Origin of the sequence: Tundrisphaera macrotermitis (assembly GCF_051175315.1) — a bacterium.
Classification (GTDB): domain Bacteria; phylum Planctomycetota; class Planctomycetia; order Isosphaerales; family Isosphaeraceae; genus Tundrisphaera.
This window is the reverse complement of sequence record NZ_CP195100.1, coordinates 3,649,676-3,674,918: the sequence shown is the minus strand read 5'-3', so window position 1 is coordinate 3,674,918 and position 25,243 is coordinate 3,649,676. Positions and strand designations below refer to the sequence as shown.

The 25,243-nt window shown below is 70.9% G+C and carries 19 protein-coding genes; 11 read left to right on the top strand and 8 right to left on the bottom strand.

Translation table 11 applies throughout. The features are described 5' to 3' along the window. Positions 1–27: 27 nt before the first annotated feature. The gene (locus TA3x_RS14755; protein WP_435015413.1) at positions 28–1,125 is read right to left on the bottom strand and encodes a retropepsin-like aspartic protease family protein; all 1,098 of its coding nucleotides are present in this window, start codon (positions 1,123–1,125) and stop codon (positions 28–30) included. Between the two features lie 252 nt (positions 1,126–1,377). Between TA3x_RS14755 and TA3x_RS14750 the strand changes: the two genes are divergently transcribed. From TA3x_RS14750 to TA3x_RS14715, 8 genes are all read left to right on the top strand, one after another. Continuing rightward, positions 1,378–2,424, top strand: a complete 1,047-nt coding sequence (locus TA3x_RS14750; protein WP_435015412.1) for an AAA family ATPase — start codon at positions 1,378–1,380, stop codon at positions 2,422–2,424. A 14-nt stretch (positions 2,425–2,438) separates the two neighbouring features. Beyond that, positions 2,439–3,299, top strand: coding sequence for a DUF58 domain-containing protein (locus TA3x_RS14745; protein WP_435015411.1), 861 nt, complete (start codon positions 2,439–2,441; stop codon positions 3,297–3,299). Continuing rightward, positions 3,296–4,108 carry a hypothetical protein gene (locus TA3x_RS14740; protein WP_435015410.1) on the top strand — a complete coding sequence of 271 codons (813 nt, stop codon included), beginning with the start codon at positions 3,296–3,298 and terminating at the stop codon, positions 4,106–4,108. Before TA3x_RS14745 ends, TA3x_RS14740 begins: the two co-directional genes overlap by 4 nt. Further along, entirely contained in the window at positions 4,105–5,028 is a 924-nt protein-coding gene (locus TA3x_RS14735; protein ID WP_435015409.1) for a vWA domain-containing protein, read from the top strand. The genes TA3x_RS14740 and TA3x_RS14735 overlap by 4 nt, the downstream gene beginning before the upstream one ends. Further along, positions 5,022–6,053, top strand: a complete 1,032-nt coding sequence (locus TA3x_RS14730; protein ID WP_435015408.1) for a vWA domain-containing protein — start codon at positions 5,022–5,024, stop codon at positions 6,051–6,053. The genes TA3x_RS14735 and TA3x_RS14730 overlap by 7 nt, the downstream gene beginning before the upstream one ends. Then, positions 6,037–7,575, top strand: coding sequence for a hypothetical protein (locus tag TA3x_RS14725; RefSeq protein ID WP_435015407.1), 1,539 nt, complete (start codon positions 6,037–6,039; stop codon positions 7,573–7,575). The genes TA3x_RS14730 and TA3x_RS14725 overlap by 17 nt, the downstream gene beginning before the upstream one ends. 200 nt (positions 7,576–7,775) lie before the next feature. Continuing rightward, positions 7,776–8,492, top strand: coding sequence for a hypothetical protein (locus TA3x_RS14720; protein WP_435015406.1), 717 nt, complete (start codon positions 7,776–7,778; stop codon positions 8,490–8,492). Between the two features lie 112 nt (positions 8,493–8,604). Next, complete coding sequence (locus TA3x_RS14715; protein WP_435015405.1) at positions 8,605–12,363, top strand: hypothetical protein; 3,759 nt, start codon at positions 8,605–8,607, stop codon at positions 12,361–12,363. Between the two features lie 44 nt (positions 12,364–12,407). Here the strand turns inward: TA3x_RS14715 and TA3x_RS14710 are convergent, their stop codons facing one another. After that, the gene (locus TA3x_RS14710; protein WP_435015404.1) at positions 12,408–13,535 is read right to left on the bottom strand and encodes a sialidase family protein; all 1,128 of its coding nucleotides are present in this window, start codon (positions 13,533–13,535) and stop codon (positions 12,408–12,410) included. A gap of 206 nt (positions 13,536–13,741) precedes the next feature. On the opposite strand from TA3x_RS14710, the gene TA3x_RS14705 reads away from it, so the two are divergent. Next, positions 13,742–14,572, top strand: coding sequence for a response regulator (locus tag TA3x_RS14705; RefSeq protein WP_435015403.1), 831 nt, complete (start codon positions 13,742–13,744; stop codon positions 14,570–14,572). Here the strand turns inward: TA3x_RS14705 and TA3x_RS14700 are convergent. The 4 genes from TA3x_RS14700 to TA3x_RS14685 all read right to left on the bottom strand — a co-directional run bounded on the left by TA3x_RS14700 (position 14,553) and on the right by TA3x_RS14685 (position 19,786). Further along, the gene (locus TA3x_RS14700; protein WP_435015402.1) at positions 14,553–15,875 is read right to left on the bottom strand and encodes a serine hydrolase domain-containing protein; all 1,323 of its coding nucleotides are present in this window, start codon (positions 15,873–15,875) and stop codon (positions 14,553–14,555) included. The two genes, TA3x_RS14705 and TA3x_RS14700, sit on opposite strands and share 20 nt — an antisense overlap. 15 nt (positions 15,876–15,890) lie before the next feature. Next, positions 15,891–17,183 carry a phosphopyruvate hydratase gene (gene eno, locus TA3x_RS14695; protein WP_435015401.1) on the bottom strand — a complete coding sequence of 431 codons (1,293 nt, stop codon included), beginning with the start codon at positions 17,181–17,183 and terminating at the stop codon, positions 15,891–15,893. A gap of 308 nt (positions 17,184–17,491) precedes the next feature. Further along, positions 17,492–18,574, bottom strand: coding sequence for a hypothetical protein (locus TA3x_RS14690; protein ID WP_435015400.1), 1,083 nt, complete (start codon positions 18,572–18,574; stop codon positions 17,492–17,494). 456 nt (positions 18,575–19,030) lie between these two features. Next, a complete protein-coding gene (locus TA3x_RS14685) occupies positions 19,031–19,786 on the bottom strand; it encodes a serine aminopeptidase domain-containing protein (protein WP_435015399.1) in 756 nt (251 codons plus the stop codon). A 195-nt stretch (positions 19,787–19,981) separates the two neighbouring features. Here TA3x_RS14685 and TA3x_RS14680 point away from each other — a divergent pair, with 195 nt between their 5' ends. Beyond that, positions 19,982–20,464: a hypothetical protein gene (locus TA3x_RS14680; protein ID WP_435015398.1), complete on the top strand. Its 483-nt coding sequence runs from the start codon at positions 19,982–19,984 to the stop codon at positions 20,462–20,464. A 43-nt stretch (positions 20,465–20,507) separates the two neighbouring features. On the opposite strand, the gene TA3x_RS14675 is transcribed toward TA3x_RS14680, so the two are convergent. Then, positions 20,508–21,434 carry a DNA integrity scanning protein DisA nucleotide-binding domain protein gene (locus TA3x_RS14675; protein ID WP_435015397.1) on the bottom strand — a complete coding sequence of 309 codons (927 nt, stop codon included), beginning with the start codon at positions 21,432–21,434 and terminating at the stop codon, positions 20,508–20,510. Positions 21,435–21,698: 264 nt separating this feature from the next. Then, positions 21,699–22,790: a hypothetical protein gene (locus TA3x_RS14670; RefSeq protein ID WP_435015396.1), complete on the bottom strand. Its 1,092-nt coding sequence runs from the start codon at positions 22,788–22,790 to the stop codon at positions 21,699–21,701. A gap of 299 nt (positions 22,791–23,089) precedes the next feature. Here TA3x_RS14670 and TA3x_RS14665 point away from each other — a divergent pair, with 299 nt between their 5' ends. Further along, entirely contained in the window at positions 23,090–25,066 is a 1,977-nt protein-coding gene (locus TA3x_RS14665; protein ID WP_435015395.1) for a hypothetical protein, read from the top strand. The last annotated feature ends 177 nt before the right edge of the window (positions 25,067–25,243 follow it).

The following is a 25,243-nucleotide window of genomic DNA, read 5'->3' as shown; positions in this document are numbered from 1 at the left end:
ACTCCGATTTGTGTGGACGGCGTCGGATCAGCGGCCCGGCCGCTTGGCGGTCGCCTTGGACTTGGCCGGGGCCCGGGCGACCTCGGGGGCTTCCACCCGCGACAGGCCGAGCTTGCCGGTGTCGGGGCTGAATTTGAGCAGGAAGTTCTTCTGGAACGACTGGCCCAGCAGGGGCGGCACGTCCTTCTTGTCGGCCGGCATGACCACGCACGACACGTCCTTGACGGTGAACTTGCCGACCCGCATCGACGGGACGATCATCCGCCGGGCCTCGATGACCGAGCCGTCTGCGACCTGGCAGCGCACGACGGGGTCGTCCGGCCCGGGGGTCAGTCCGATCGACGCGGCGAAGTCGCCGGGCAGCGTGACCTCGGAGGCCCCGGTGTCGAAGGCCATCGGCCGGGTCGTCTTGCCGTTGAAGGTCACGTCCACCCAGAAGATCCCGCCTTCCTTCCGCAGGTCGACCGACTCCGACAGGACGGAGGACTCCGCCTTCTCCAGCAAGGCGACGTTGGCCAGGAATGCACGCGACGGGCCGAGCGTCGCCTTCGCCTTGGATTTGGCGTTGATCTGGTCCAACGCCCCCTTCACGGCCGGGTCCTCGGCCAGGGTGGCGTACTCGGCCGTCACGGCGTCGACGAAGGTCCGGAGGTCGAGGATCTGCTGCACGTAGGCCTCGCGGCGGGTCGCGGCCTCGCCGTCGATCTCGCGCTTCGCCCCCTCGTCGTGCTGCTGCTGGTTCAGGAGGTTGAGCTGGTCGCCCAGGTTGTTGTACATCAGGATGTACTGGTTTTTCTGGGGAGAGTCCTGCATCTGGGAGATCTGCCGAGTGAGCTGGATTCGCTGCTGGGTCATCTCGCGGATCGACTGCTTGCTATCGCGCAACTCCTGATCGTAGCCGAATTGGCGTGAAAGGGCGGCCGTCATCTGCTTGTAGGCGGACTTCGCCTCGTTGAGCTTCTTCTGGGCCTCGGCCTCGCCGGGCAGGATGTAGGCCGAGCCGGACTTTCGGAGCCCCTTCTCCCGGAGCGCCAGGTCCGTCGTGTCTTCGGCGACCGCCCAGCCGGCCAGCAGGCCGAAGGCGACGGCCAGTCCGGGGAGGCGAAGATGGCGCAGGGGTCGCATGCCTTGGGTCTCCGCGATCGCCGGGCACCGGCGACGCACTCCGAGGGGGATTTCGAGGGGTGTCGCTCCCTCCAGTATCCGCCGCGGGGGGCGGCCCGTCGAGGGGACGTCGCGGAAGCCGCGGTCGCGCACCTTTTCGCTTGTCTCCGGCGCCGCGATCGGTTGCAATCTTTCCCGGAGACGCACGGATGGATGCGTCGAGGTCACGCCGCGGCCCCCCGGCCCGTTCACCCCGCGAGCCCCCCACCTCCCATGAGCAAGACCCCCCAGCCGTCGGGACGTTCGGGCGAGATCCCCGCCGAGACCGCCGCCTTCATCCGGGCCGTCCGCGAGCGGGTCGGGCGGGTGGTGGTCGGGCAGGACGTGGTGGTCGAGCGGCTCCTGATCGCCCTGTTCACGGGCGGGCACATCCTGCTTCAGGGCGTGCCGGGGCTGGCCAAGACCCTGCTGGTGGCCACCCTGTCGCGGGCGATTGACCTCCACTTCAGCCGGATCCAGTTCACCGTCGACCTGCTCCCCTCGGACATCCTGGGGTCGGAGATCCTCGACCAGAAATCCGGCGAGTTCCGGATCCACCAGGGGCCGATCTTCACCAACCTCCTGCTGGCCGACGAGATCAACCGCGCCGCGCCGAAGGTCCAGAGCGCCCTGCTGGAGGCGATGCAGGAGCGGAAGGTGACGATCGGCAACGAGACCTTCCCCCTGCCCGCCCCGTTCCTGGTGATCGCCACCCAGAACCCGATCGAGCAGAGCGGGACCTTCGAACTGCCCGAGGCCCAGCTCGACCGGTTCATGCTCTGCCACCGCCTGGCCTACCCCGAGCCGGCCGAGGAGAAGGAAGTCCTCCGCCGCAACGCCGCGCTCGGCGTGAGCCGCAAGGAAAAGGGGGCCGTGGTCCGCACCGAGTTCGACGCCATCGAGGGCGGGCCGGTCGGCGACGTCGAACAGCTGGTCAGGGCCATGGAGGCGGTCCACGAGGTCTACGTCAGCGAGACCTTCACCGACCACGTCGTCGAGATCGTCGGCCGGACCCGCCGCCACCCGGCCGTCGAGCTGGGTTGCAGCCCCCGCGCCGGGATCGCGCTGGTCAAGGCGTCGCGGGCCCGGGCCCTGATCCACGGCCGCCACTACGTCATTCCCGAGGACCTGTTCGCCCTGGCCGAGGACGTGATCCTCCACCGGATGCGGCTCTCCTACGAGGCCCTGGCCGACGGCCTCACCGGCACCGACGTGCTCCGGGACATCCTCGGCCCGTCCGGGATCGCCGCCCGCAACGGCCAGCCCGTGCAGCACGCCTGACCGGAGGACGGCCCGTGGAAGGACGCATCGAAGGCGCCGAGATCCTCGATTCGAGGCAATTTCACGTCGCCATCAAGCGGCTGGCGGACAGCCTGAGCTACGGCACGGATCGCTCCCCGTTCCTGGGGGCGGGGCAGGAATACGTCCAGTCCCGACCGTACCAGTTCGGCGACCCGGTCAAGTCGATCGACTGGCGGGTGACGGCCCGGACCCGGCGGTTCCACGTCAAGGAGTACGAGGCCCCCAAGCGGTTGCCCGCCTACCTGCTGGTGGACACGTCGGCCTCGATGACCATCGGGTCGGGCCGGACCACCAAGTACGAGACGGCGGTCTTCCTGGCCGGAGGCCTGGCCCTGGCCTGCCTGGACCGGATCAGCCCGGTCGGCCTGCTGGGCGTGGGCGGGCGCGGGATCCACGTCCGGCCCAGCCTGTCCAAGGACCTGGTCCTCCAGTGGCTCCACCGGCTCCGGACCTATCGCCACGACGAGGGGACCACGCTCGGCGACCGGGTGATCGAGCTGACCCCGAGCCTGTCGGAGCGGGTCCTGGTGATCGTCCTGAGCGACCTCCACGACCCCCGCGCCATCCCGGCCCTGAAGCGGATGGGCCAGGAGCACGACACCGTCGTCCTCCACCTCCGCGACCCGGCCGAACGCCCGCACCCCGGCGTCGGATTCGTCCGCGCCCGGGAGGCGGAGACCGGCCGCCACCTGGTCGCCCGGGGCCGGTCGCACGGCCGGGAGGCGACGGAGGCCGGCGACGAACTGAAGCGGGCTGGGATCGACCACCTGATCATCGACGTCGACCAGCCCTATGCCTCGCGGCTCCGCCTCTACTTCAAGTCCCGCAACCTGCTCGGCCGGGGGGCCCGATGATCTCGTCGCACCGTCGCTTCGCCTTCGGTCTCCTCGTCTCCCTGGCTTGGGCCTGCCCCGCCCCCGGGTCGGCCGCCCCCTCCGTGGGCATGCCGGCGCGGATCGACCAGATCGTCCTGCCCGGGACGGAGCTGGAGGCGAGGCCGATCGAGGATCGCCGGGCGAAGGTGGTTGTCCGGGTCGTGGACGTCTATCCGCACGGGACGGCGTTCCGCTACAACCTGCTCTACTACGGGCTGGAGCCGGGGGACTATGACCTCCGGGACGCCCTCCGCCGCAAGGACGGGGGCTCGACCGCCGACCTGCCCCCGATCCCGGTGAAGGTCGTCGCGATCCTCCCGCCGGGGCAGATCGAGCCACACCCGCTGACGCCGACCCCCACCGCCTTCCCCGGGCTGTATCGCCCGCTGATGTTCCTGGCCGCGGCGGCCTGGGTGGCCGGCCTGCTGGCCATCCTGCTCGTCGGCCGCAAGCGGCGCAGGGTCGAGGACGATCGCCCGGGCGCGGTGGCCCCGAGCCTCGCCGACCGGCTCCGCCCCCTGGTCGAGTCGGCGATGGCCGGCACGCTGGCCGAGGGGCAGCACGCGGAGCTGGAACGGATGCTGATCGACCACTGGCGGCGCCGGCTCGGGCTCGAAGCCCTGCCCCCCGCCGCGGCGATCGCGGCGATCCGGTCCGACCCGACGGCCGGCGCCCTGCTCAACCGGCTGGAAGCCTGGCTGCACATGCCCCCGGGCTCGGCCGGCCCGGTCGACGTCGCGGCGCTGCTCGCACCGTACCGCAACATCCCCGACGGGGAGGCCCGATGAGCCTCAGCTTCGCCCATCCCTGGGCGCTCCTCCTCCTGTTCGCCCCGGCCTGGCTGCTGGTGCGGATCTGGCGTCAGCACGGGCCCCGGGTCGCCCTGCCCTTCGACCACGGGCAAGGCTCGTCGGGGAAGAGGTGGCGGGCGGCGCTCGACCTCGGGGAATCGCTGGCCCCGGTGCTGCTGGGGATCGTCGTGGTGATCCTCGCCGGGCCGCAGCGGCTGGGCGAGCCGAAGACGGAGCGGATGCTGACCAACATCGAGTTCTGCGTCGACGTGTCCGGGAGCATGATCTCGCCGTTCGGCGAGGGGACCCGCTACGACGCCTCCATGAAGGCGATCGACGAGTTCCTGGCGAATCGATCGGGGGACGCCTTCGGCCTGACCTTCTTCGCCAACAACGTGCTCCGCTGGGTGCCTTTGACGAGCGATCCGTCGGCCCTGCGGTGCGCCCCGCCGTTCATGAAGCCGGAGAACGGCGTCCCCTGGATGCAGGGGACCCTGGTGGGCAAGGCCCTCCGCGAGTGCCGGAAGACCCTGGCCGAACGCGAGGAAGGGGACCGGATGATCGTGCTGGTCACCGACGGCGTCAGCGCCGACCTGAATAACGGCAACGATGCCGCGATCGCCGAGGAGCTGAAGAAGGACGGGATCACCGTCTTCATCATCCACGTCGCCGAGGGGGACGCCCCGCCCCAGATGGCCGTGATCGCCAGCATGACCGGCGGCGAGGTGTTCAGCGTCGGCGACCCGGCCGGGCTCGAATCCGTGTTCCGGCGGATCGACGCGATGAAGCAGGCCAAGCTCAAGAAGACCGTGGCCGAGACGCTCGACGACTTCGGGCCGTATGCCCTGGCCGGCCTGGCGACGCTGGGCCTGATGGCCGCCACCTCCCTGTTCGGGCTGAGGTACACGCCGTGGTAGCCGAACTGGCCGCACTCGCCGCCGCGATCGTGATCCTCGCGGCCGAAGCCCTCCACGCCCAACGGGTCGCCCGGGTCGCCCGCCTGGCCTTCGGTCCGTCGGGGCGGCCCGCCCGCTGGGCCCGGACGGCCCCCACGCTCCGGGTCGCGGCCGGATCGGCCGTGGCCTGGGGCCTGACCACCCTCCTGCTCCTCCCGCCCGTCCCGAGGCCGGCGGAAACCCTGCCCGAGAACCAGCGACGCAACGTAGTCTTGATCCTCGACGTATCGCCGAGCATGCGGCTCAAGGATGCCGGGCCGGGCGGCGACCAGACCCGCCGCGAGCGGGCGACTGCCGTGATGGAGTCGTTCTTCCAGAGGGTGCCAATCGAGCAGTATCTCCTCTCGGTCATCGCCTTCTACAGCGGGGCCAAGCCGGTCGTGGCGGGGACCAAGGACATGGAGGTGGTCCGCAACATCCTGGCCGACCTGCCGATGCAGTTCGCCTTCCCCGTGGGCAAGACCGACCTGTTCGCCGGACTGGCCGAGGCCGCGCGGATCGCCCACCCCTGGCGGCCCGATAGCACGCTGCTGATCATCGTCTCCGACGGCGACACCGTGCCCGCCACCGGGATGCCCCGGCTCCCGGCATCGATCTCCGACGTTCTGGTGGTGGGCGTGGGCGACCCCCGCGCCGGGACGTTCATCGACGGCCGCCAGTCGCGGCAGGACTCGGGTGCCCTCCGGCAGATCGCCGCCCGGCTCCACGGCACCTACCACGACGCCAACGAGAAGCACCTCCCCTCCGACCTCCTGTCCCGGCTCACCGCGATCCCCCGCCCGACCACGCTCGATCGGCTCACCCGGCGCGAGTACGCCCTGTTCGCCTCCGGCCTGGGGGCCGCGATCCTGGCTTTCCTGCCGGCCCTGCAGCGGGCGTTCGGCACGGCGTGGCGACCCGGGGTCCACGCGATCCGACGGCCGGGGCGATGGACGATGGGATCCGAACGATCGGAGGCCGGGCGGGCCCATGATGTCCTCCGTTGAACGAGAGGGTCGACGTTCGGGACTGGCCTGCCTCGCCCTGAGCCTGCTCCTGGTGGCCGAGGTCCTTGCGCTGGCCTGGTTCCAGTCACCCGGCGAGCGGTTCACCCGCTACATCGGCAACGACTCGGGCGTGGACCTGTCGATGCAGGACCTGATCGCCCGGGGCTTCCGGCCGACCGTCGACTTCGCCTGCGCCTACGGCCTCCTGCCCCTCCTGCTCAACCGGATCTGGTACGGCATCGCCGGGCTGACGCCCGGGGCGTACCGGCTGGAGGTGGTGCTGGGCACCTGCGTGATCGCCTGGGGGATGGCCCGCGTGGCCGTGTCGCGGAGGGTGGGCTGGCCGGGGATCGCCCTGATCGCCCTGGCGATGCCCGACATCCTGTTCCCGACCAACTTCACCATCGTCCACGTCCTGGAGCCGGCCCTGCTGGTGCATGCGTTGGCCGAGCAGTCCCGAGGCCGTCGATCGTCGTCCCTGGCCCTGGCGACGGCGGCGTGTTTCGTCAAGCCGTCGATGGCCTATGTCTACGGGGCCTGCCTGCTGGCGTGCATCGCGGCGGCCTCGCGCGGGCTGCCGTGGAAGGACCGGCTTCGGGCGATCCTTCCGGCGGCGATCGTGGGCGGGGGGCTGGCCCTGATCCTGTCCGGATTCTATGGCGTGGGGGCGGTGCTCGGGACGTTGGTCCCATCCAGGGGGGCGGAGATCTATCGGCTGGCCGGGTTCGGGTTCTTCCGGGGGATCGGCCGCCAGTTCTGGATCCTGCCGGATGCGGGGCTCCGGGATTACTTCCGCTACGAGGTCGGCTTCTGGCTGATCGGCAGCGTCGGTCTGGTCGCGGGCGGGCTCGTCGCCCTGATCCGGCTGGCACGCGGAGGGCTCGACCCGGAGCGGGCCCGCGATGCCGAGATCGTCGCCTGCTGTGCCACGCTCCATGCCATCTTCGTGACCTGCTTCTTCGCCCACCGGACGTCCTGGACCTACTACTTCCCGATCCTGATCCTGGGGCTGGCGGTGCTGGGCAAGGGAGGTCGCGGGCGGGTGGCGTTCGCCGGGATGCTGGCGGTGCTCCTGCTGGTCAACGACCGCTCCAAGCTGGTGGCGACCGCGATGGAGCGGCGGGCCGCGTCGCCGAGCGGGGAGACGCTCGGACTCTGGTCGACCCCGGACGAGCGGGCCGAGTGGCGGCAGGTCCTGGACCTGAGCCGGGGCCATCGGCCGGTGTTGCTCGGCCTCGTCGAAGGGTCGGTGCCGCTGGCCCCGAAGTTCGCCGGGCCGATCGCGGCCTACCTCTGCCCGGGCCTGACCCTGCCGATCGAGGTCCGCCGCAAGGCCGACCAGATCGCCTCGGCCGAGGTGATCGTGGTGATGGTCGACCCCGACTGGGTCGGCTTCCGCTTCTGGCCAGAGCTGGCCGGGGCCCTGGACGGATGCGACCGGGTCCTGGATGGGCAGACCTTCCGCGTCTACCGGAGGTCCCGTCCGCCCCGGCCCATCAGCGCGGCCGGAGATCCCCCTTGAGCCCCGGCCGTAGGGCAGGACTTGGCGGTGGCCCACCGGGACGATCATCGGGTCAGCCGCGAAGGCGACCCGTGCCAATCCGGGCCGGTCGGAAAGTTTCGGATTCTCGATGCCCGAGCCGATCGGATAAGGTAGATCTGGATCCGTGCGGCCCGACCCGACGTCGGCCCCGGCCGGACTCATCCCTGGGAGGAGACCCGATGCGGACGCTCCTGTTTCTCGGCTGGCTGCTGGTCCCGGTCGCGGGCGCGGCCTATCACTACGGACCCGGCCAGGATCGGCTGAGGCTGGATGAGGTCGCGGCGGCCCTCGCCGACGCCGACCGCCAGGCCGCGCTGGAAGACTGGCAGAAGGCGGCGGCGGCCTACGACGCAGCCCTGGCCCGGATCCCCGCCGAACGGACGGCCGACGTCCGCCGCGTCCGGCTGGAACGCGACAAGGCCTGGATGAACGCCGGGAAGCTGCCCGAGGCCAACGTCGACCTCCAGGCGCTGGTCGAGGAGATCCAGGCCGATCCCGCCGCCGACCCCGCCACGTCCCGCCGCGCCCGGTCGGCGTTCGCCAACTCGCAGTACTACGCCACCTGGCTGATGAAGCTCGAAGGGCTGGGCCGCGACGTGTGGGAGCCGGAGATCGAGTCGGCCCGCCAGTCCTACCGCCAGCTCGCCGAGGAGGCCGAGTCGGCCGGCGACGCCGACGCCGCCGCCCTGAGCCGCGAGGACCTGGAGAGCACGATCCGCCTGGCCCGGATGGAGCCCGGCGACCTCCAGGGGATGGCTATCCCTAAGCCCTGCCAGAACTGCAAGAGCGGCCAGTGCAAGAAGCCGGGCAAGAAGCCCGGGCAGAAGCCGAGCGAGACGCCCAAGGACTCCCGAGGTGCCGGCGCCGGGCCGCCCCCCGATGGTGCCGGTTCCTGATCGCATCCCGGTCCGATCCCCGATCCCGGCCGCGTGGGGCGAGACGACGCCACGCGGCCGGTCCTCGGCCCGCCGCCCCACCCCCCGCATCCCCACCCTGAGCGATACCATCATGGACGCACGATCCCGGGTCCTGCCGGTCTTCCTGGGCCTGTTCGCCATGGCCCCCGTCGTCCCGGTTGCCTCCGGGCAGACGACCGTCTCCGTCAAGGTTTCTGCCCCCACCCCCGCGACGACCCAGCCGGACGAAGCGACGAAGACCGGCGAGCTGCCGGCCAACGTCTTCGCCGACGAGAAGCCGAAGGACGAGGGGAACAAGGCGACGGCACGGCTCCAGAAGATCCAGCAGCTCACCTTCGACCGTCGCCCGTCGGCGATCCTCAAGGCGTGGTCGACCCCGGCGGAGGAACCTGTCAAGAAGCAGGAGCCGGCCTCGCCGCCCGCCGAAGGTAAGGCCGAATCGGCCCCCCCCGACCCGTTCGATGCCGAGCTGGCCACCTTCCGGCGCCAGGTGACGCTCGGCGACTGGGCGGCCGCCGGCCGGTTCCTCGCCGCGCTGCCCGAGGCCGAGGGGAAGGCCCTCTACAAGCGGCTCGTCTCCGCCCTTCCCAGCCCGGGCGATGAGGGATCGGCGGGGCGGGCGGCCCAGGGCAACAACGGCTCGTTCCCGGAGAAGGCGTCCCTGCTGGCCCGCGACGTCCTGGCCGTGGCCGAGCTGGCGCCCCTAGGGCGGGAGAAGGAGACATTGGCCGGCCTGGGGCGACTCCTCCGGCTGGCCCTGTCCCAGGGGGACTCGGTCGAGGACTTCATCACGCTGGTCCGGAAGTCGCAGGCCGATCAGTCCCGGCCGGGCCGGCTCGCCGATCGCGAGGCGGCCCGGATCCTGCTCGCCTCGGGCAACCCGATCGAGGCCGGGGCGTTCCTGCCCGCGCCCGAGAAGGCCGAGGCCGACAACGACCGCGAGGCCCTGAACCTGCTGTCGGTCCACTACCTGGCCCTCCACGGCAAGGAGAAGAAGGCGGTCCACCTGGAAAGGGCCTGGCAGGTGACCATGGCCGTCCTGGCGGTGGGCGAGGTCGACCCGGACCAGAAGGAAGAAGCCCTGAAGCGGGCCGTCGAGCTGGCCCCCAAGATCCGCGACGACCTCGGCCGGCGCTGGCTCGAAGACAGCTTCACCGCCCGGCCCGATCGCGGGATGGAGATCATCGCCGCCATCGGCGGGTCGGCCTCGCGCGGGCTCCAGGCCCAGCCGTTCGACCCCGACGCCCGCCAGCGATTCCTGGAGCTGCAGAAGACCGCCGTCGAGGCCCTGCTCGCCACCCCATCGGGCGACAATCCCCGGTGGACCGGCAGCCTCGCCCTGCTCGCCGGGGCCTGGCTGGCCGAGGCCGAGTTCTCCCGCCAGTACGACCAGTCCACCAGCCTCGGCCCGAGGATGCAGCGCGACATCTACGGCAACTTCTTCTATCAGCAGATGTTCAACGAAGAGCAGAACCAGATGAACATGGGGAACCGGGGCAACTTCCCCCGGGCCATCCCCGTGGCCAAGATCATCGAGGCCATGCCCGGCCCCGCCTGGCTGGCCCGGCTCGACGAGGGGGTGAAGCCTAGGTACGCGGCCGTGACCTCGTCGCTCTACCTCAAGGTGGGCGAGGACGAGAAGGCATTCCCCTCGATCGAGAGCCTGGCCGCCACCCACCCCGAGCGGGCCCGCGAGCAGGCGGAGGAGTTCCTCCGGGTCTGGACCCGCAACCACGACCCCAACGCCGAGCGGAACGCCCGCAACCCGTATGTCTACATGTTCGGCTTCGAGCGCAAGGCCGAGAGCATCCCGCTGACCCGATCCAAGCAGGAGCGGAACCTCAAGGAGCTGGCCGGATGGGTCGCCCGGCTCCGCAAGCTCCCCTTCCGGGAGCTGGACGAGTCGCTGATTGCCAAGGCCTTCACCGCCTGCCACGGCGCCGCCGAGGTCTACCGGATCGAGACGATGGAGGCGGTCCTCGGCCGGTTCGACGCCCTCAAGCCCGCCACGCTCGCCGAGATGGCCCAGCAGATGCGCACCAACCTCGGCGGGATGTGGCGGGCCCCCGCCGTCCAGGAGCAGAACAAGACCAAGCGCAAGGAGAAGGACATCCGGGCCGAGGTCCTCCGCGGCTACGAGGTCGCCCGCTCGATCGTCGATCGGGGCCTTCAGGATCATCCCGGGGACTGGTCGCTCACCCTGGCCCGCGCGGCCCTGGCCCACGACGAGAACGCCTACCGCCAGGAGATCGACCCCTCGTCCGCCTTCGCCGGCCGCCGCAACGCCGCCCTGGACGGGTTCCGCGAGGCCGCCCGGCTGTATGCGGCCCGGGTGGGTTCGATGTCCGAGGACGAGGAGTCGTCGGCCGCCTTCGACATGTGGTTCCTGGCCGGGCTGGGGGCCTGCGACCTCGGGGCGATCAACGAGAAGACCCTGGCCGACCCCCGCCAGCCGGCCCTGATCCGCGAGGCGATTATGGCCCTGCCCGGCGAGGCGGCGAAGCGGCACATGGCCCGGTTCGCCAACGCCCTGTTCACCCGGATGGGGGGGCTGAACCCCGCCGTCAAGTTCCGCTACCTCAAGGCGGGGTTCGATGTCGTGGGGGATGACGAGCAGGCCCGCGAGGCCCGCAAGGTCTACGCCTACTACAAGGACCTGGTCACCGAGATCCGGCTCCGGTCCTCCGTGGACGGGCCCGCCGAGGTCGGCTCGGGGCGGCCGTTCGGGCTGTTCGTCGACCTCCAGCACACCCGGGAGATCGAGCGGGAGTCGGGCGGGTTCGGCCGCTACCTCCAGAATCAGAACCAGGGGAACATGTTCTCCTACAACTATGGGCGTCCGCTGGAGAACTACCGGGACAAGTTCCAGGATGCCGCCAAGCAGGCGCTGGAGGAGCATTTCGAGATCCTGTCGGTCACGTTCCAGGACGACAAGGTCAACTCCCGCTCCCTGCCGGGGGCCGAGGGGTGGCGGTACACGCCCTATGCCTACGTCCTGCTCAAGGCCAGGAGCCCCAAGGTGGACACCGTCCCGCCTTTGCGGCTGGACCTCGACTTCCTCGACACCTCGGGCTACATGATCCTGCCGGTCGAGTCCCCGCCCGTGCCGATCGACGCCTCGGCCGCCGGGCCGAAGGGCCGGCCGTGCGCCAACCTCCAGGTCGTCCAGACCCTCGACGAGCGGCAGGCCAAGGATGATCGGCTGATCCTCGAAATCAAGGCGACCGCCCGGGGGCTGGTGCCGCCCCTGGAGGAGATCGTCGACCTCCGCCCCGGCGACTTCCGGGTCGCCCAGACCGAGGACCAGGGCGTCTCGGTCTCCCGTTTCGACCCGGATGGCGAGGGGAACGCGATCCTCTCCGAACGGACCTGGCTGGTGACCCTGAACGCCGCCCCCGGCCTGCCGGAGCGGCCCCGGGTCTATCGGTTCCCGGCCGGGAAGGTCGAAGGGGCCGGGATCACCTACCAGCGCTACCAGGACGCCGACCTAGCCTCGGTCGGCCCGGAAATCACCCTGGAAGGGAACTACGGCACCCCGGGCGGCGACCGCCGGTGGTGGCTGGCCGGAGGGGTGGTCGCGGCCCTGCTGGGGGCCCTGCTCGCCTGGCGATTCTGGCCCCGCCCGGCCCCGGCCGCCGCGGCGCGGTTCCCGATGCCCGACCCGGTCACGCCGTTCTCGGTCCTCGGGCTGCTCCGGGACATCGAACGCAACAACGGCCTCCCCGACCCCAAGAAACGGGAGCTGGTCGCCTCGATCCAAAGGCTCGAAGCCCACTTCTTCGCCGAACCGACCGGGGACGCCCCGGACCTCCACCACATCGCCCGCACCTGGGTGGCCCAGACGTCCTGACCGCGCCGGGGGGCCGCCGGGCCACCACCCCGGCGGCCCTCACCTCACTTCGCCTCTCCGTAGAGCCACCCGACCGGGATCGACGTGATCTGGGTCCGGTTCAGGCCGCCGACCTTGCGGTCCCCGGCGCAGTGGCCGAGCAGTACGCGGTCCCCCTCGAACAGGATGGCGGTGTAGCAGTACCAGCCCTCGGGGTTGTCCTCCAGGATCCGCGACGGCCCCCAGGTCGCGCCGTCGTCCTTCGAGATGGCGACCGTGAACGGGGTCCGCTTCGCTTTAAGTTCGGGGGCGATGCTGGCGTGGTCGTTCCAGACCATCAACAGGTCGCCGGTCGAGGGGATTCGCTTGACCGAGGCGGGGGAGAGCGGCGAGAGGATGTCGGTCGGGACGGCCGGTTCCCAGGTGTCGCCTCCGTCGCGGGAGTAGGACCGGAACTGGCTGCCCTGGTCGGTCCGGCAGAGCATCATGAGCCGCCCGTCCCTGAGTTCCACGACGCCCGGCTCCTGGAGGCCGCTCCGGCTGGCGGGCGGGGGGACCAGCTCGGTCGTCCCGTGCCGCCAGGTCCGGCCCAGGTCGTCGGACAGAAAGCAGAGGGCGGTGCCGGGGTTGTGCCGCTTCGCCGCGTTCAGCTCGTGCCGGCAGGCGGGGACGACCAGCCGACCGGATTTGGTGAGGATGACCCGGTCGTTGTTGACGACGAAGTAGCCGGCCTGGTCCATGCACAGGGTCGGCTCGGACCAGGTCTTCGCCTCGTCGCGCGACCGGCGGAGGTAGAGGCGGCAGTTGTCGGTCCCATCCTTGCGGAGGTAGAACAGGCCGATCTCGCCCGGGGCGAGCCGGAGCAGCGAGACCGACATCACGTTGCGGCCCCCCTCGTTGGGCAGGACCACGACATCCTCGGCCGTCCAGGTCTGGCCGCCGTCGCTCGACTCGCGCGACGCCAGGTGGGCGGCGTCGTGATCCCCCCCGCCCCCGGTGAAGTGGGTGTAGACGAACAGGATCCGCCCGTCCTCCAGCTTGATGAAGGCCCCCTCGGAATTCCTCGGGTTGCCCGGGCGGGGCGGCAGCAGGGGGATCCGCGTCACCGCGTCGTCGGCGGCGGGGGCCCCGGTGGCGGCGGCGATCAGCAGGAAAGGGGCGAGGGCGAGGATCAGGAGGGCGCGGGTCGGCATGGCGGGTGATTCCCTGGGGACGGGCGGGATTGTCTGCCCGGGATGATCGCCGAGCCCCGGTCCCGGATCAAGCGGACGGGCCGGATCCCCCGGCCGATCGCGGAGGTTAGGCACGGGGCGGAACCGGGCAACGCCTTGCCACACAAGGCTCGGCGCGCCACAATGAGCGTCCGAAGTGGTTCCGCCATCATGCAGGGTCCTCGCCCATGCCGCGCACCGTTCTGATCGTCGACGACGAGCGCGACGTGAACGACATCCTCGCCAGCCTCGTCCAGGCGCGGGGATTCCAGGCGATCCAGCGCTTCGCGGGGGCGACCGTCCTGGAGGATGTCCGCGAATTCCGGCCGGACCTGATCCTGCTCGACCTGATGCTGCCCGACAGCGACGGCTTCGAGATCTGCGAGAAGCTCAAGCGGAACCGCGAGACCAACCTCGTCCCGGTGGTCATGGTCACCGCCCTGAACGACCCCCATCATCACCTTTCCGGGGTCCGCGTCGGCGCGAACGGGTATCTGACCAAGCCATTCACCCCCCAGCAACTGTTCGACGCGATCGACGAGGCGATGGCCTGGCGCGACGAGCACGCCAACCGGGGGACCACCGGCGAGATCAACTTCGACGTCCGCAGCGAGGTGTCCTACCTCCAGCAGACCAACGACATGCTCGCCGACCTGTTCCACCACACCCCGCTGACGGAAAGGCAGATCAAGGACCTGAAGCAGGTCGTGATGGAGATGGGCGGCAACGCGATCGAGTGGGGCAACCGCAAGAACGCCGACCTGATGGTGCGGATCACCTATCGGATCGACCCCGAGAAAGTGACCTTGATCATCCGCGACGAGGGGCCCGGCTTCAACCCGACCACCGTCCCCCACGCCGCGTCCGACGACGACCCGATCGGCCACCTCGACATCCGCAACGAGCTGGGCATCCGCGAGGGCGGCTTCGGGATCATGCTCGCCAAGGGGCTGGTCGACTCGTTCCAGTACAACGACAAGGGGAACGAGGTCACGCTGGTCAAGAGGTTCCAACTCTGATCAGCGGCTCGCCGTCCGGCCAGGATCGGATCCGCGCAATCGCCTTGTTGACCAGGGGATCGATGATCCGGGACAGCTCATTTTCCCCGGCATCGTACCGGGCATTGAACAGGGCCGCGAAGGTGATCCCGTCGGACCGCCGGACCAGCAGCGACGAGGTCCCGTTGAGCGCCCCGGAGTGCCACATCGTGCATCGGCCGGTGCGGGCGTTGGGCCGGACCAGCCATCCGCAGCCGTAGTAGACCGGCGTCGGGTCGCCGTCCTTGGTGTGGCCCGCACTGCCGCCGGGCCGTGCGGTCATCGCGCGGAAGGCTTCGGCCGAGACGAGCGGTTGCGAGGGCCGGTCGAGGGCCACGGCGAACCGGACCAGGTCCGCCGCCGACGCGATCCAGCCGCCGTGGGAGTCCATCGCCTCCAGGCACCAGACGCCGTAGGGCCGGGGCACGTCCGGCCGGGGCTCGGGGCCGTAGGACGCCGGGCCGGTCTTGTCGCCGTCGTGATAGCGGACCTCGCCCGGGGCCCGATCGGCGAGGAGGGTCTTGCCTAGCCGCATCCCGGTCGCCCCGGCGGGCGCGAGGACCGCCTCGCGGACATGGTCCGCATAGGCCTGCCCGGTCACTCGCTCGATGGCCCGGCCGAGCAGGGCGTAGCCGAAGTTCGAGTAGGCGTAGTGGGTGCCGGGGGTGTCGTCCAGCGGTCGGCCTAGCATCTCGCGGATGATGGCCCACGCCCGATGCGACGGGTCGGGCCCGGACTCCCAGGCACGCCGGGCCATCCGCAGCATCGGGTCGATCGAGCGCGAGCGGTCCCACCCGCCCATGTGGCGGAGGAGCTGATAGATGGTGATCTCGCGCCAGCGGGCGTCGAGGGTCTTCCCCTCCGGGATCTCGCGCCCGAGGTCCAGGACGTCGAAGATCCGGTCGTCGAGCCGGAGCTTGCCGGCGTCGATCAGCCGGAACACCGCCGCCGAGGTGATCGGCTTGGCCAGGCTGGCGATCCGGAACAGGGAGTCGGCCCCGACCGGCTCGTCGCGGTCCTGGTCGGCCCGGCCGAAGCCGCGGGCATAGACCATCCGGCCGTCGCGGGCGACCGCCAGTGAGGCCCCCGGGACCTCCGCCACGCGGAGGAAGCCGGTCATGAGGTTGTCGAACGGGGCGAGGTCGCCGGGGGTCGGATCGGCCGCGCGGAGCGGCATCGATCCCGGGATCAGGGCCAGGGCCCCGGCGCGAAGCAGGTCGCGCCGGGTCATGGCGGGGCGGTCGGGCGGGGCGACGGCCGGGATCGGGACCAGATCGTCGCCCATGTCCTTCGACCTCGATTACTTGGCCTTGGCCTTCGGCCAGATGGCGGTGCCGTAGATCGCGTCCTTGCCCAGCTCTTCCTCGATGCGGAGGAGCTGATTGTACTTGGCGATGCGATCGGAACGCGAGGCGCTACCGGTCTTGATCTGACCGGCGTTTGTGGCCACGGCGATGTCGGCGATCGTCGAGTCCTCGGTCTCGCCCGAGCGGTGGCTGATGATGGCCGTGTAGCGGTTGCGCTGGGCCATCTGGACGGCTTCCAGGGTCTCGGTCAGGGTGCCGATCTGGTTGACCTTGACCAGGATGCTGTTGGCGTAGCCGCCTTCGATCCCCTGGGCCAGCCGCTTGGTGTTGGTGACGAACAGGTCGTCGCCGACGAGCTGGCAGGTCGAGCCCACGGCCTCGGTCAGGGCCTTCCAGCCGGCCCAGTCGTCCTCGGCGCAGCCGTCCTCGATCGAACGGATCGGGAACTGGCGGGCCCACGAGGCGAGGAAGTCGACCATCTGGTCGGGGGTCTTCTTGCCGCCCTCCCAGGTGTAGGCCCCATCCTTGAAGAACTCGGTCGAGGCGACGTCGAGGGCCAGGAAGACGTCGGAGCCGGCCTTGTAGCCGGCCTTCTCGATGGCCGTGAGGATGACCTCGATGGCCTCCTCGTTGCTCTTGAGGTTCGGGGCGAACCCGCCCTCGTCTCCGACCGCCGTGTTCAGGCCCTTGCCCTTGAGCACGGCCTTGAGGCTGTGGAAGATCTCGGCGCCGCAGCGGAGCCCCTCGGCGAACGAGGTCGCGCCGAACGGCATGACCATGAATTCCTGGACGTCGACGTTGTTGTCGGCGTGGGCCCCGCCGTTGAGGATGTTCATCATCGGCACGGGCAGGACGCGGGCATTCACCCCGCCCAGGTAGCGGTAGAGCGGAAGGCCGGCCACGCTGGCGGCGGCGCGGGCGGCGGCCAGGCTCACGCCCAGGATCGCGTTGGCGCCCAGGCTCCCCTTGTTCTCGGTGCCGTCGGCGGCGATCAGGGCGGCGTCCAGGCCGGGCTGGTCGGAGGCGTCGCGGCCGATCACGGCCTTGGCCAGCGTCCCGTTCACGTTGGCGACGGCCTGGGTCACGCCTTTGCCGAGATACCGCTTCTTGTCGCCGTCCCGGAGTTCGACCGCCTCGTGGGCGCCGGTGCTGGCCCCCGACGGGACCGCCGCGCGGCCGATCGTGCCGTCGCCCAGGACGACGTCGACCTCGACGGTCGGGTTGCCGCGGCTGTCCAGGATCTCGCGTCCGCGGACGGAGGCGATGGGGGCGTACTGCGTGCTCATCTTAGGGTAAATCCCAACTCGATCGGAGGTCGTGGAGCATCCCGGGCCCAATCGTGGAGGCCCACCCTCGCCCGGGACGTGGTCGCGCATTCGACGCAACCGTACAAAGGAAACGTCTCTGGGGTCAAGCCTGGCTCCGGGCGGAACGGTCGCCGGGCCTCGGGACGGCGAGCCGGCCCGGTCACGAATACGGGGGCGCGAGGAGGCCGTGCCGCCCGCAATCGGCGGCCCCGACGGCACCATCTCAGCCCGTCGTCGGGCCGCTTGGATGTTGAGATCGGCCCGGGCACGGCCAACGGGCCGGCCCATCAGCCGGGGACGCCGGCCGGGGGGACCCCGGTAGGGGCGGCCGTTGGCTTCGTTTTGGAAACGACGGGCGGGGACGCCGGCCGGTGTTTGTGGGTCGGTCGCGGACTCGCGACGGGCGGGGGCGAGGCGGGAGGTCGGGCGGCCCTCGGCTCGTCGCGAGGGGCGGGCGGGGGCGGCGGGGCCGTGGCGGGCATCGGGGCGGCCTGGGCGGGCGTTTCGAGATTCTGATATTCGCGGAGGGCGCGGAACAACCCGCGCTCGGCCGCTGCCTCGTACTTGCGGGCCTGATGGGCCTCGGCGGAGGGGTCGAACAGGGCGCGCTCGGGGGCCTCGGCCCGGTCGGCGGCCTCGTCCTCGTCGTCGACCAGTTCGCGGAGGGCGCGAAGCTCCGCCACTTCCGCATCGATCAGCGCCGCGACCTGGCCGCGGGCCCAGAGCTTGCGGTCCTTCCGGCCGAGACCGGCCCCCTGATCCTGGGTCAGGCCCGAGAAGTCGCCCCGCATGGCGAGCAGCAACGGTTCGAACGGGCTGGGCGGGTGCATCCCGGGGTGGCGCCCCTGGAGGTATTCGACCTGCCGGTCGTCCCGGTCGCTCCACGGGGAGAGCCGGGCGGAATCCAGGCTGCCCCGGAGGTGCATCCACGTCTCGATCAGCCCGTCGACCCCTTCGGGCGTGCGCATCAGGCGGCGCACCGTCACCTCGGGGTCGTTGGCCAGGTTGGCGGCGATGTCGTTGACCTCGGCGGCCCGGGCGTCTTCCCGTGCCTTCCGCGCGTCGCGGGCCCGCCGGGCGGTCATCGCCAGGTCGTGCCGCCCGCAGCGGTCGAGCCTCGTCCAGAGCAGGGCCATGCGGCGGATCAGCAGCCGGCCCGTGGTTCCGGCCGGCTGCATCTCGGATTCGAGCCGGGCGGACAGGGCCTCGACCTCGGCGGCATCCTCTTCGAGCAGGACCACGCCGTCGCCCGTCAGGCCGTGCTTGAGGGCGTTCCTCCGCGACTGGCTCTTGCCGGCGTCCGTCCGGGGCCCCGTGCTCCGGAGCGCGTTGCGCCGGTTCGCTTCGAGGCGGGCGATGCTGGTGGTCATGCTGCGGGCTCATCGGGGGCCGAAGGTGAAGGACGACGCAACGGTGCGGCGTCGCCTTTACATTCAGGATCCCGGGGGGCCGCTTAACATAGATTCTGGGCGGGTCCGGCCATTTTCCGGGAAATCGTCCCCGCGTCGGGTCCGGATCGAGGCCGGATGGGAGAGATCAATTGCGCGACGGCCCTGCCCCTCCCGCCTTGTGGGCAAGGATCCAGGCAGTTGTGTTCATCGAAGTCGTCGCCGAAGGGGCGAGGACCGCCGCGCGTTGCGGGGCACCGGGGTGCTCGTTCTTGGTGTCGCCCGTCCCGGGAACTCGGGAAGGCGCGGGGGGGGAGGCCACCGCTGGCCCCCGCCTTCGCGCCCTCGTCTCGTCCCGGTCGAACCGTTCCCGGGGGCCGTCACCCCCGTGCTAGGGTTATCGACGGGAGTGCGGGCAGGCTTGATCCCGGGCAATCTTCAACTTTTCACGCCCGGATCGGGGCGGAGAAGCGGCACGACATACTTGCGCAGGAATGCCGGATTGTCCGGGCCGACGTGCCCCCCGAGGTGCCCGGAGGCGGCCATCGCGGCCCGCCAGCGGACCTGCCGGAGCTTGCGATACTGCACCGCGCCGTCGCCGTCCAGCCCCGGCGGCTGCCGGAACCCGACCAGCCCGGCGCTGACCGATCGGACGCGGTCGGCGGTGCCGAACAGCCAGGTGCCCGCCCCCAGGACGAGGGCGTCCAGCGGCGACCAGAACACCACCATCTCGCGCCGGACGGCCCGCAGGGCCCGCGACAGGTCGCGGTTTGGCGACATCGCGGGGGCCAGCAGGACCGCCACCTCGACGGCATCGGCGGGCAGCCGCTCCAGGGCCTGCGCGACGATCCAGGCCCCGCCCGACTTGCCGACCAGGTAGACCGGCACGCCGGGGCGCCGCTCGCGCCAGGCCCGGACTTCCCCGGCCATCATCGCGGCGCCCGCCTCGTGGTGGCAGGCGTCGGTCAGATCCGCGTGCCAGTGGCCGACCCCGTGCCCCCAGCGGACCGGGCGGAACCGCACCGAGGCGGGCCCCCCCTTCCTCATCGCGTGCCTCAGGCCCAGTTGCCCGAGGTCGAGCCCGCCGCAGCCGTCGGCCATCAGCACCAGCGCCGATGATTCGCCGTCCGGAAGGAGGGATGGCTTGCCCTTCCAGGCTCGGAACAACTTTGTGATCAATTCGTTATGGATCATGGTGCCAGGTCATCATCGGGGTTCGCCGCCTCGACCGGACGCCGATCGTCAATCTTCATCCCCGAAGATGATCGGCCGGGATTCGTCCCCCGAGAACTGAGACGCCCTGATCCGAGCCAGGATCCATCTCGACCGAAGTTTTCTTCGGGGGTACGGTCGTCGGGCCGATCCGACAATCACGTCAGAGGAAGGCCGATGAATCGACCTCGATTGACGATCGCTCGATGGATGGGCCTCACGGCCATCGTCGCCACGAGTCTCGCGCTGGTCCGGGCCTTCCTGGTCCATGAGATGTTCTGCGGTGGCATCCTCATCTTCATGGCCCTTCTGGTCGGGCTATGGAATCTACCCGGAAGCAGCGGGAGGCGTCGGCGCTTCTGGCTGGGATTCGAGGCATCGGGGGTCGCGGCCGTCCTCCTGTTGTTCTCATGCGAGTACTTCCCCGACGCGGCGTTGAATCGACTCGTGCTGAGATACACGATGGGCGCCGGCAGCCTGGCCTACGCCATCCTACCCGAGCCATACGAAGACCGACTCGACCAGTCCTGGGAGATCTTCCTGGCGGTCGTTTACTTCGTGCCCGAGTTCCTGGTCGCGATGCTGGGAGGGTTGGCCTACGCCTCGCCGGTCATCGCCCGCGCGGGTTCGCGGGAAGCAACGTCGGCCGCCGTCGGCTGAGGGGGCTGGCCGAAGCTCGGAGGAACAGCACCGTACCGACCATTCAGCCCTTGTCGGGGCGGGCGGGCTCGGTCTCGGAGTCGTGCCACTTCATGGCGCGGGCGTGGCGCATGGGGGCGATCCGGAGGAGGACTTCGCCTTCCTGGAACAATCGCACGGCGCCGGTGGACTGGCTGACGACGACGGCGAGGCTGCGGGTCACGTTGGTGATGGCGGCGGCGGCCCAGTGGCGGGTGCCCAGCCCCTTGGGCAGGGAGAGCCCGGCGGTCGGGGCGTCGACGATCCGGCAGGCGGCCTCCACGGTGCCGTCGCGGGCGACGATGAAGGCGCCGTCCATCTGGGCGATCTCCTTGATCGCCTCGCGCACGCGGACGTCGCGGAGGTTCCTCTCCTTGCGGAGGTAGCCCCGGAACGGGTCGAACCCGAGCGGGCGGGTGCGGGCCATCACGTTGCGCGAGTCGCCCACCACGATCAGGGTGCCGACGGCCTTCCCCTCGCGCCCCTCGCGGCCGATCTCCACGGCGACGTCGACCACCGCCTTGAGGGTCTCCAGGGGGACCGAGGTCTCCAGGGCCCGGAGGTCGCGCGACGACAGTCGTTCCAGGTGCTCGCCGAGGCGGAACACGGTGATCGAGTCCAGGGCCTCGGCCTCGAACCCGGCGTAGGCCACGACCACGCGGGCGCCGGCGGCGAGCTGGTCGTTGGCCACGGCCTCGATCAGAGCGAGGGTGATCCGCTCGCCGATGGCCGACTCGGTGGGCTCGACCTCGACGGCGATCAGCCCGGCCTCGCGGACGGCGTCCACCTGCTTGGGGTTGTCCACCGCGACCAGGACCGAGACGTCGCCCAGCAACGCCCGAGCCGCGGCCCAGTCCAGCGGACCCTCGGGCATGAGCAGGAGCGATGCGGCGCCCACCCGGCCGACCGCATCGCGGGCCAGTTCCAGCAGGCCGGTCGTCGATTTGGTCATCGGGTGGGAGGCTACGATGGGCGGCTCCTTCCCCGCGGCTGGCCCGCCCCCCGGGCGATCGGCCCGGTCCTGCGGCGGATGGGCTCGACCGAGGGGGCGGCCCGTCCGGATGGGGTCAACAAGTTACCATCACCGATCGCCGTTGAACAGATCCCCGGCGTCGGAATTCCATCCTGATTCAACGAGCAAGGCCGCAGCGGCGGGCGGGTGCCCGGCCGATGCGGCCTTCGGAACTCGGGAGATCGGGCCGGTTGGGCCGGCGGCTTACTTGGGCTCTTCCTTGGGCTTCTCTTCGGTCTTGGGCTTGGCGGCCTCGGCGGCGGCGGCCGCGTCGGCCTTCGCCTTGGCCTCCGCCTCGGCGGCGGCCTTGGCGGCCTCTTCGGCCTTCTTCTTGGCGGCGGCCTCGGCCTCGGCCTTCACCTTGGCGGCCTCGGCCTCCATCTTGGCCTTGGCCTCCGCGTCGGCCTTGGCCTTGGCTTCGGCTTCCGCCTTGGCCTTGGCCTCCGCGTCGGCCTTCGCCTTGGCTTCCGCGTCGGCCTTGGCCTTGGCGGCCTCGGCCTCCATCTTGGCCTTAGCCTTGGCCTCCGCGTCGGCCTTGGCCTTGGCTTCGGCTTCCGCCTTGGCCTTCGCCTCGGCGTCGGCCTTCGCCTTGGCGGCGTCGGCGTCCATCTTGGCCTTGGCGTCGGCATCGGCCTTCGCCTTGGCGGCGTCGGCATCGGCCTTCGCCTTGGCGGCGTCGGCGTCGGCCTTCGCCTTGGCTTCGGCTTCCATCTTGGCCTTGGCTTCTTCGGCCTTCTTGGGCTCGTCGGTCTTGGCGGCGTCCTTGGCCTTGCGGGCGGCATCGATGTGCCGGTTCAGGAGGTTGGCACGCTGGGCGTAGAACTCGGTCAGCCCCTTGGAGGGGGAGACGATCCGGACGTCGGCCTGCGGGGTGACCCCTTCCATCGGCTTGGCATAGCCGGTGAACCAGGCGCCGAAGACTTCGAGGCTCACGCCCTTCTTCGGGGTCGCCTTCAGGTCACGCGCGTCGAGGGCGCGGCCGGTGAAGAGGATGTCCAGGACGGGGGGCGGGTCGATGGTGGTCTCGACCAGGCCGGCATCCTGGGCGGCGACGATCGCCTCGGCGACGGCGGCGCGGGCGGCTTCCAGCTTGGCTTCGACCTCGGGGGGGATGCTGGGCAGAGGGGCGTCGGCGGCCGGCTTGGGGTCCTCCTTGGCGGCCTCGGTGGCCTTGGGGGCGGCCTCCACCTTGGGGGCGTCGGCGGGCTTGGCCGGCTCGGCCTGCTTCGCATCCTGCGCGGGGGAGAAACTCGTCATCAGCGAAAGCGACAGCGCGATCATTGCGAAAAGGCGCACCAGCGATCTCCTTTGTTCTGAAAACTGACGTCAGCCCGGAGCGAATGGTCGATCCGCCGACCCGAGGCGGGATTCCGCCGAGTTTAACGTCCTCCCGGCCACCGGGAAAGGGTGCGGGCCGCCGCGCCGATCGTTGGGGACGCGCCGGTCGTATCGCCTGGCCGATCCGGGGGCCGGGAAAGCGGCCAACCGGCCGCATCGGGGGGCGTGATCCGAGCCGATCCCAATCGTTGAGTCGTAGACCGAGACGAGGGGGCGAACCCGCCGGCATCGGCGAGGCTTCGAGGAGGCTTGAACCGATGGAGCGGAGCAAACGACCGGCCCGGCCGGCGCTGGAAGGGCTGGAAGGGCGTGCCTTGCTGAACGCCTCGAAGCTGGCCGCGGGCAGGCTCGCCGCCTCGGCCCAGGTCTCCGATGCTCAACGCATCGCCTACACCACCGGCGGCGGCGCCAGAGTGACGGTTACGCTGACCGGCGCCGGCACCCTGGCGGGCTCCTCGGTCGGCCCCGACGGGGCCCTGGACCTGGTGTATTCCGGGACCAACACCGGCAGCCGGATCATCGGCCGCGTCTCCGGCGCCGGGCGGGCCCGGCTCGGGTCGATCCGCGACGCCGACGTCTCGATCGACTCGCTGACCGGCGTGGGGGCCGAGGCCGTCGGCATCGTCCGCCTGCCCGACTTCAACCTGGTCTCCGGCGGGACGATCAACCTGCTGGGCGGGGTCAACGAGCTGACCCTCAACTCGGTCGCCGCCAACACCCAGATCCGGCTCCGCGACACGCCGCTGAACACCACCCTCGCCAACCTCGATGGTGCGACGGGCCTGGGGGACGACTTCGCGAACCTCGATGACGAGGGGACCGTCCAGGGCATCGGCACGCTCGACCCGACGACCCGGGCGTTCGGCGGCGGGGCCGTGAACTCGACCAGCGGGGCGATCGACTTCATCGACACCACCGGCAACGGCCAGAATGCCCGGGGCACGCCGGGCCTGAGCCAGCAGCAGGTGAGCAACGGGCGGAACCTGACCTACGTCTACCAGCGGGACGGCGGGCTCCGGCTGACGGCGGTCGGCGGGACGTTCGTGCCCGGCCCGAACCTGCTCGAACCCCGCGACGTGAGCAAGCCCGGACCGGCCCCCGCCCCCCCGGGCGTGATCGTCTCGATCGACCGGATCCAGGGGGCGCCCCGGAACCTGCCGGCGCTGGGCAATCCCCAGATCTTCGGCGTGGACCCGGTGGCGAACGCCCTGATCCGCTTCGATGCCGCCACCGGCGCGGCCCTGCAGTCGATCCCCCTGCCCGCCGGGACGACCGGGTCGGGCGGGGTGGCCCTGGCCCGCGCCAATGGGCGGACCCTGGCGCTGGTCGGCTCGGGCAACACGGTCCTGGCCTTCGACGCCGTGACCGGGTCCGGCGTGGGCCGGTTCACGACGGCCAACCCCGCCCTCGGGACGATCACCGGGATCGGCACGGCCGGCACCCGGACGATCCTGGTCAATGCCGGGTCCGGGCTCGGTGCGGCGCAGGCCATCGACGTGGCGGCCAGCCTGGCCAACCCGGCCGGGGTGGCCGTGCCGCTCGGCGCGACCTTCGTGCCGGGCCAGGAGTTCCAGCTCGCGGGCGGGGCCACCGGCGTCCCCGGCACGCAAAGGCTCTACGCCAACGGTTCGGCGTTCTTCGATACCTTCCAGCCAAACCAGACGCTGGCCGGTGTCCTGACGGCTTCGCTCTCCAACGCCTCGGCGATCTCCGAAGCGGATCGGGTCGCCTTGCAGGTGAACAACCGGTTCGTCGACGCCTCGGCGACCGGGGGGATCCTGGGCAATCCGTCGCCGGCGCTGGGCAGCATCGGGTCGAACCTGGCCCTGGTGACCTCGGTCTCGCCGGCGGGCAACATCGTCTCGCAGTTCAACCCGATCACGCTGGCCCCGCTGGGCAACGTGACCCTGGCCACGGCCAACCCGCTGACCGACCTGAGCGAGTCGTTCCATCCCGAACTCGCCGGCTCGGCCCTGATCGACGTCCAGGGGAACGTCCAGTCGTTCCGGGCCCGGGACGCGAACGGGCTGGTGCTGAACGATTCCGGCAACCTGAATCGGCTCGTGGTCAAGCGGCTGGCGAACTCCACGGTGATCGGCCTGCCGGTGACCCACGTCGAGGTCGGCCGGAGGGTCAACTCGTCGATTTTCTCGTCGACGCGGCTGATCGGCAACCGGGGCGGCGTGACCGTCGTCGACGGGATCCGACCGGTCGGGCCGCTGTTTCTGCCCTGATCCGGGCTGGTATCCACGGCAGCGGTTTAGCTTTTGATTCTGGCATTCTGCCTCCGGGTGGCTGTGGTTGGCTTGCCAACCACGGCGCCTGCGAGCCCGCCCGGCGATCGATGGCCGGCGCCGGCGAGCCCGACCGGCGATCGATGGCCGGCGCCGATGACCCCCGGCCCGGTGCCG

Excerpts from the sequence above, each read along its gene's own strand:
- TA3x_RS14705 (WP_435015403.1), top strand. The coding sequence starts at position 13,742 with ATGCCGCGCACCGTTCTGATCGTCGACGACGAGCGCGACGTGAACGAC.
- TA3x_RS14740 (WP_435015410.1), top strand. The coding sequence starts at position 3,296 with ATGATCTCGTCGCACCGTCGCTTCGCCTTCGGTCTCCTCGTCTCCCTG.
- TA3x_RS14685 (WP_435015399.1), bottom strand. The coding sequence starts at position 19,786 with ATGATCCATAACGAATTGATCACAAAGTTGTTCCGAGCCTGGAAGGGC.
- eno (WP_435015401.1), bottom strand. The coding sequence starts at position 17,183 with ATGAGCACGCAGTACGCCCCCATCGCCTCCGTCCGCGGACGCGAGATC.
- TA3x_RS14675 (WP_435015397.1), bottom strand. The coding sequence starts at position 21,434 with ATGACCAAATCGACGACCGGCCTGCTGGAACTGGCCCGCGATGCGGTC.
- TA3x_RS14750 (WP_435015412.1), top strand. The coding sequence starts at position 1,378 with ATGAGCAAGACCCCCCAGCCGTCGGGACGTTCGGGCGAGATCCCCGCC.
- TA3x_RS14690 (WP_435015400.1), bottom strand. The coding sequence starts at position 18,574 with ATGACCACCAGCATCGCCCGCCTCGAAGCGAACCGGCGCAACGCGCTC.
- TA3x_RS14700 (WP_435015402.1), bottom strand. The coding sequence starts at position 15,875 with ATGGGCGACGATCTGGTCCCGATCCCGGCCGTCGCCCCGCCCGACCGC.
- TA3x_RS14665 (WP_435015395.1), top strand. The coding sequence starts at position 23,090 with ATGGAGCGGAGCAAACGACCGGCCCGGCCGGCGCTGGAAGGGCTGGAA.
- TA3x_RS14710 (WP_435015404.1), bottom strand. The coding sequence starts at position 13,535 with ATGCCGACCCGCGCCCTCCTGATCCTCGCCCTCGCCCCTTTCCTGCTG.
- TA3x_RS14725 (WP_435015407.1), top strand. The coding sequence starts at position 6,037 with ATGATGTCCTCCGTTGAACGAGAGGGTCGACGTTCGGGACTGGCCTGC.
- TA3x_RS14735 (WP_435015409.1), top strand. The coding sequence starts at position 4,105 with ATGAGCCTCAGCTTCGCCCATCCCTGGGCGCTCCTCCTCCTGTTCGCC.
- TA3x_RS14680 (WP_435015398.1), top strand. The coding sequence starts at position 19,982 with ATGAATCGACCTCGATTGACGATCGCTCGATGGATGGGCCTCACGGCC.
- TA3x_RS14755 (WP_435015413.1), bottom strand. The coding sequence starts at position 1,125 with ATGCGACCCCTGCGCCATCTTCGCCTCCCCGGACTGGCCGTCGCCTTC.
- TA3x_RS14720 (WP_435015406.1), top strand. The coding sequence starts at position 7,776 with ATGCGGACGCTCCTGTTTCTCGGCTGGCTGCTGGTCCCGGTCGCGGGC.
- TA3x_RS14715 (WP_435015405.1), top strand. The coding sequence starts at position 8,605 with ATGGACGCACGATCCCGGGTCCTGCCGGTCTTCCTGGGCCTGTTCGCC.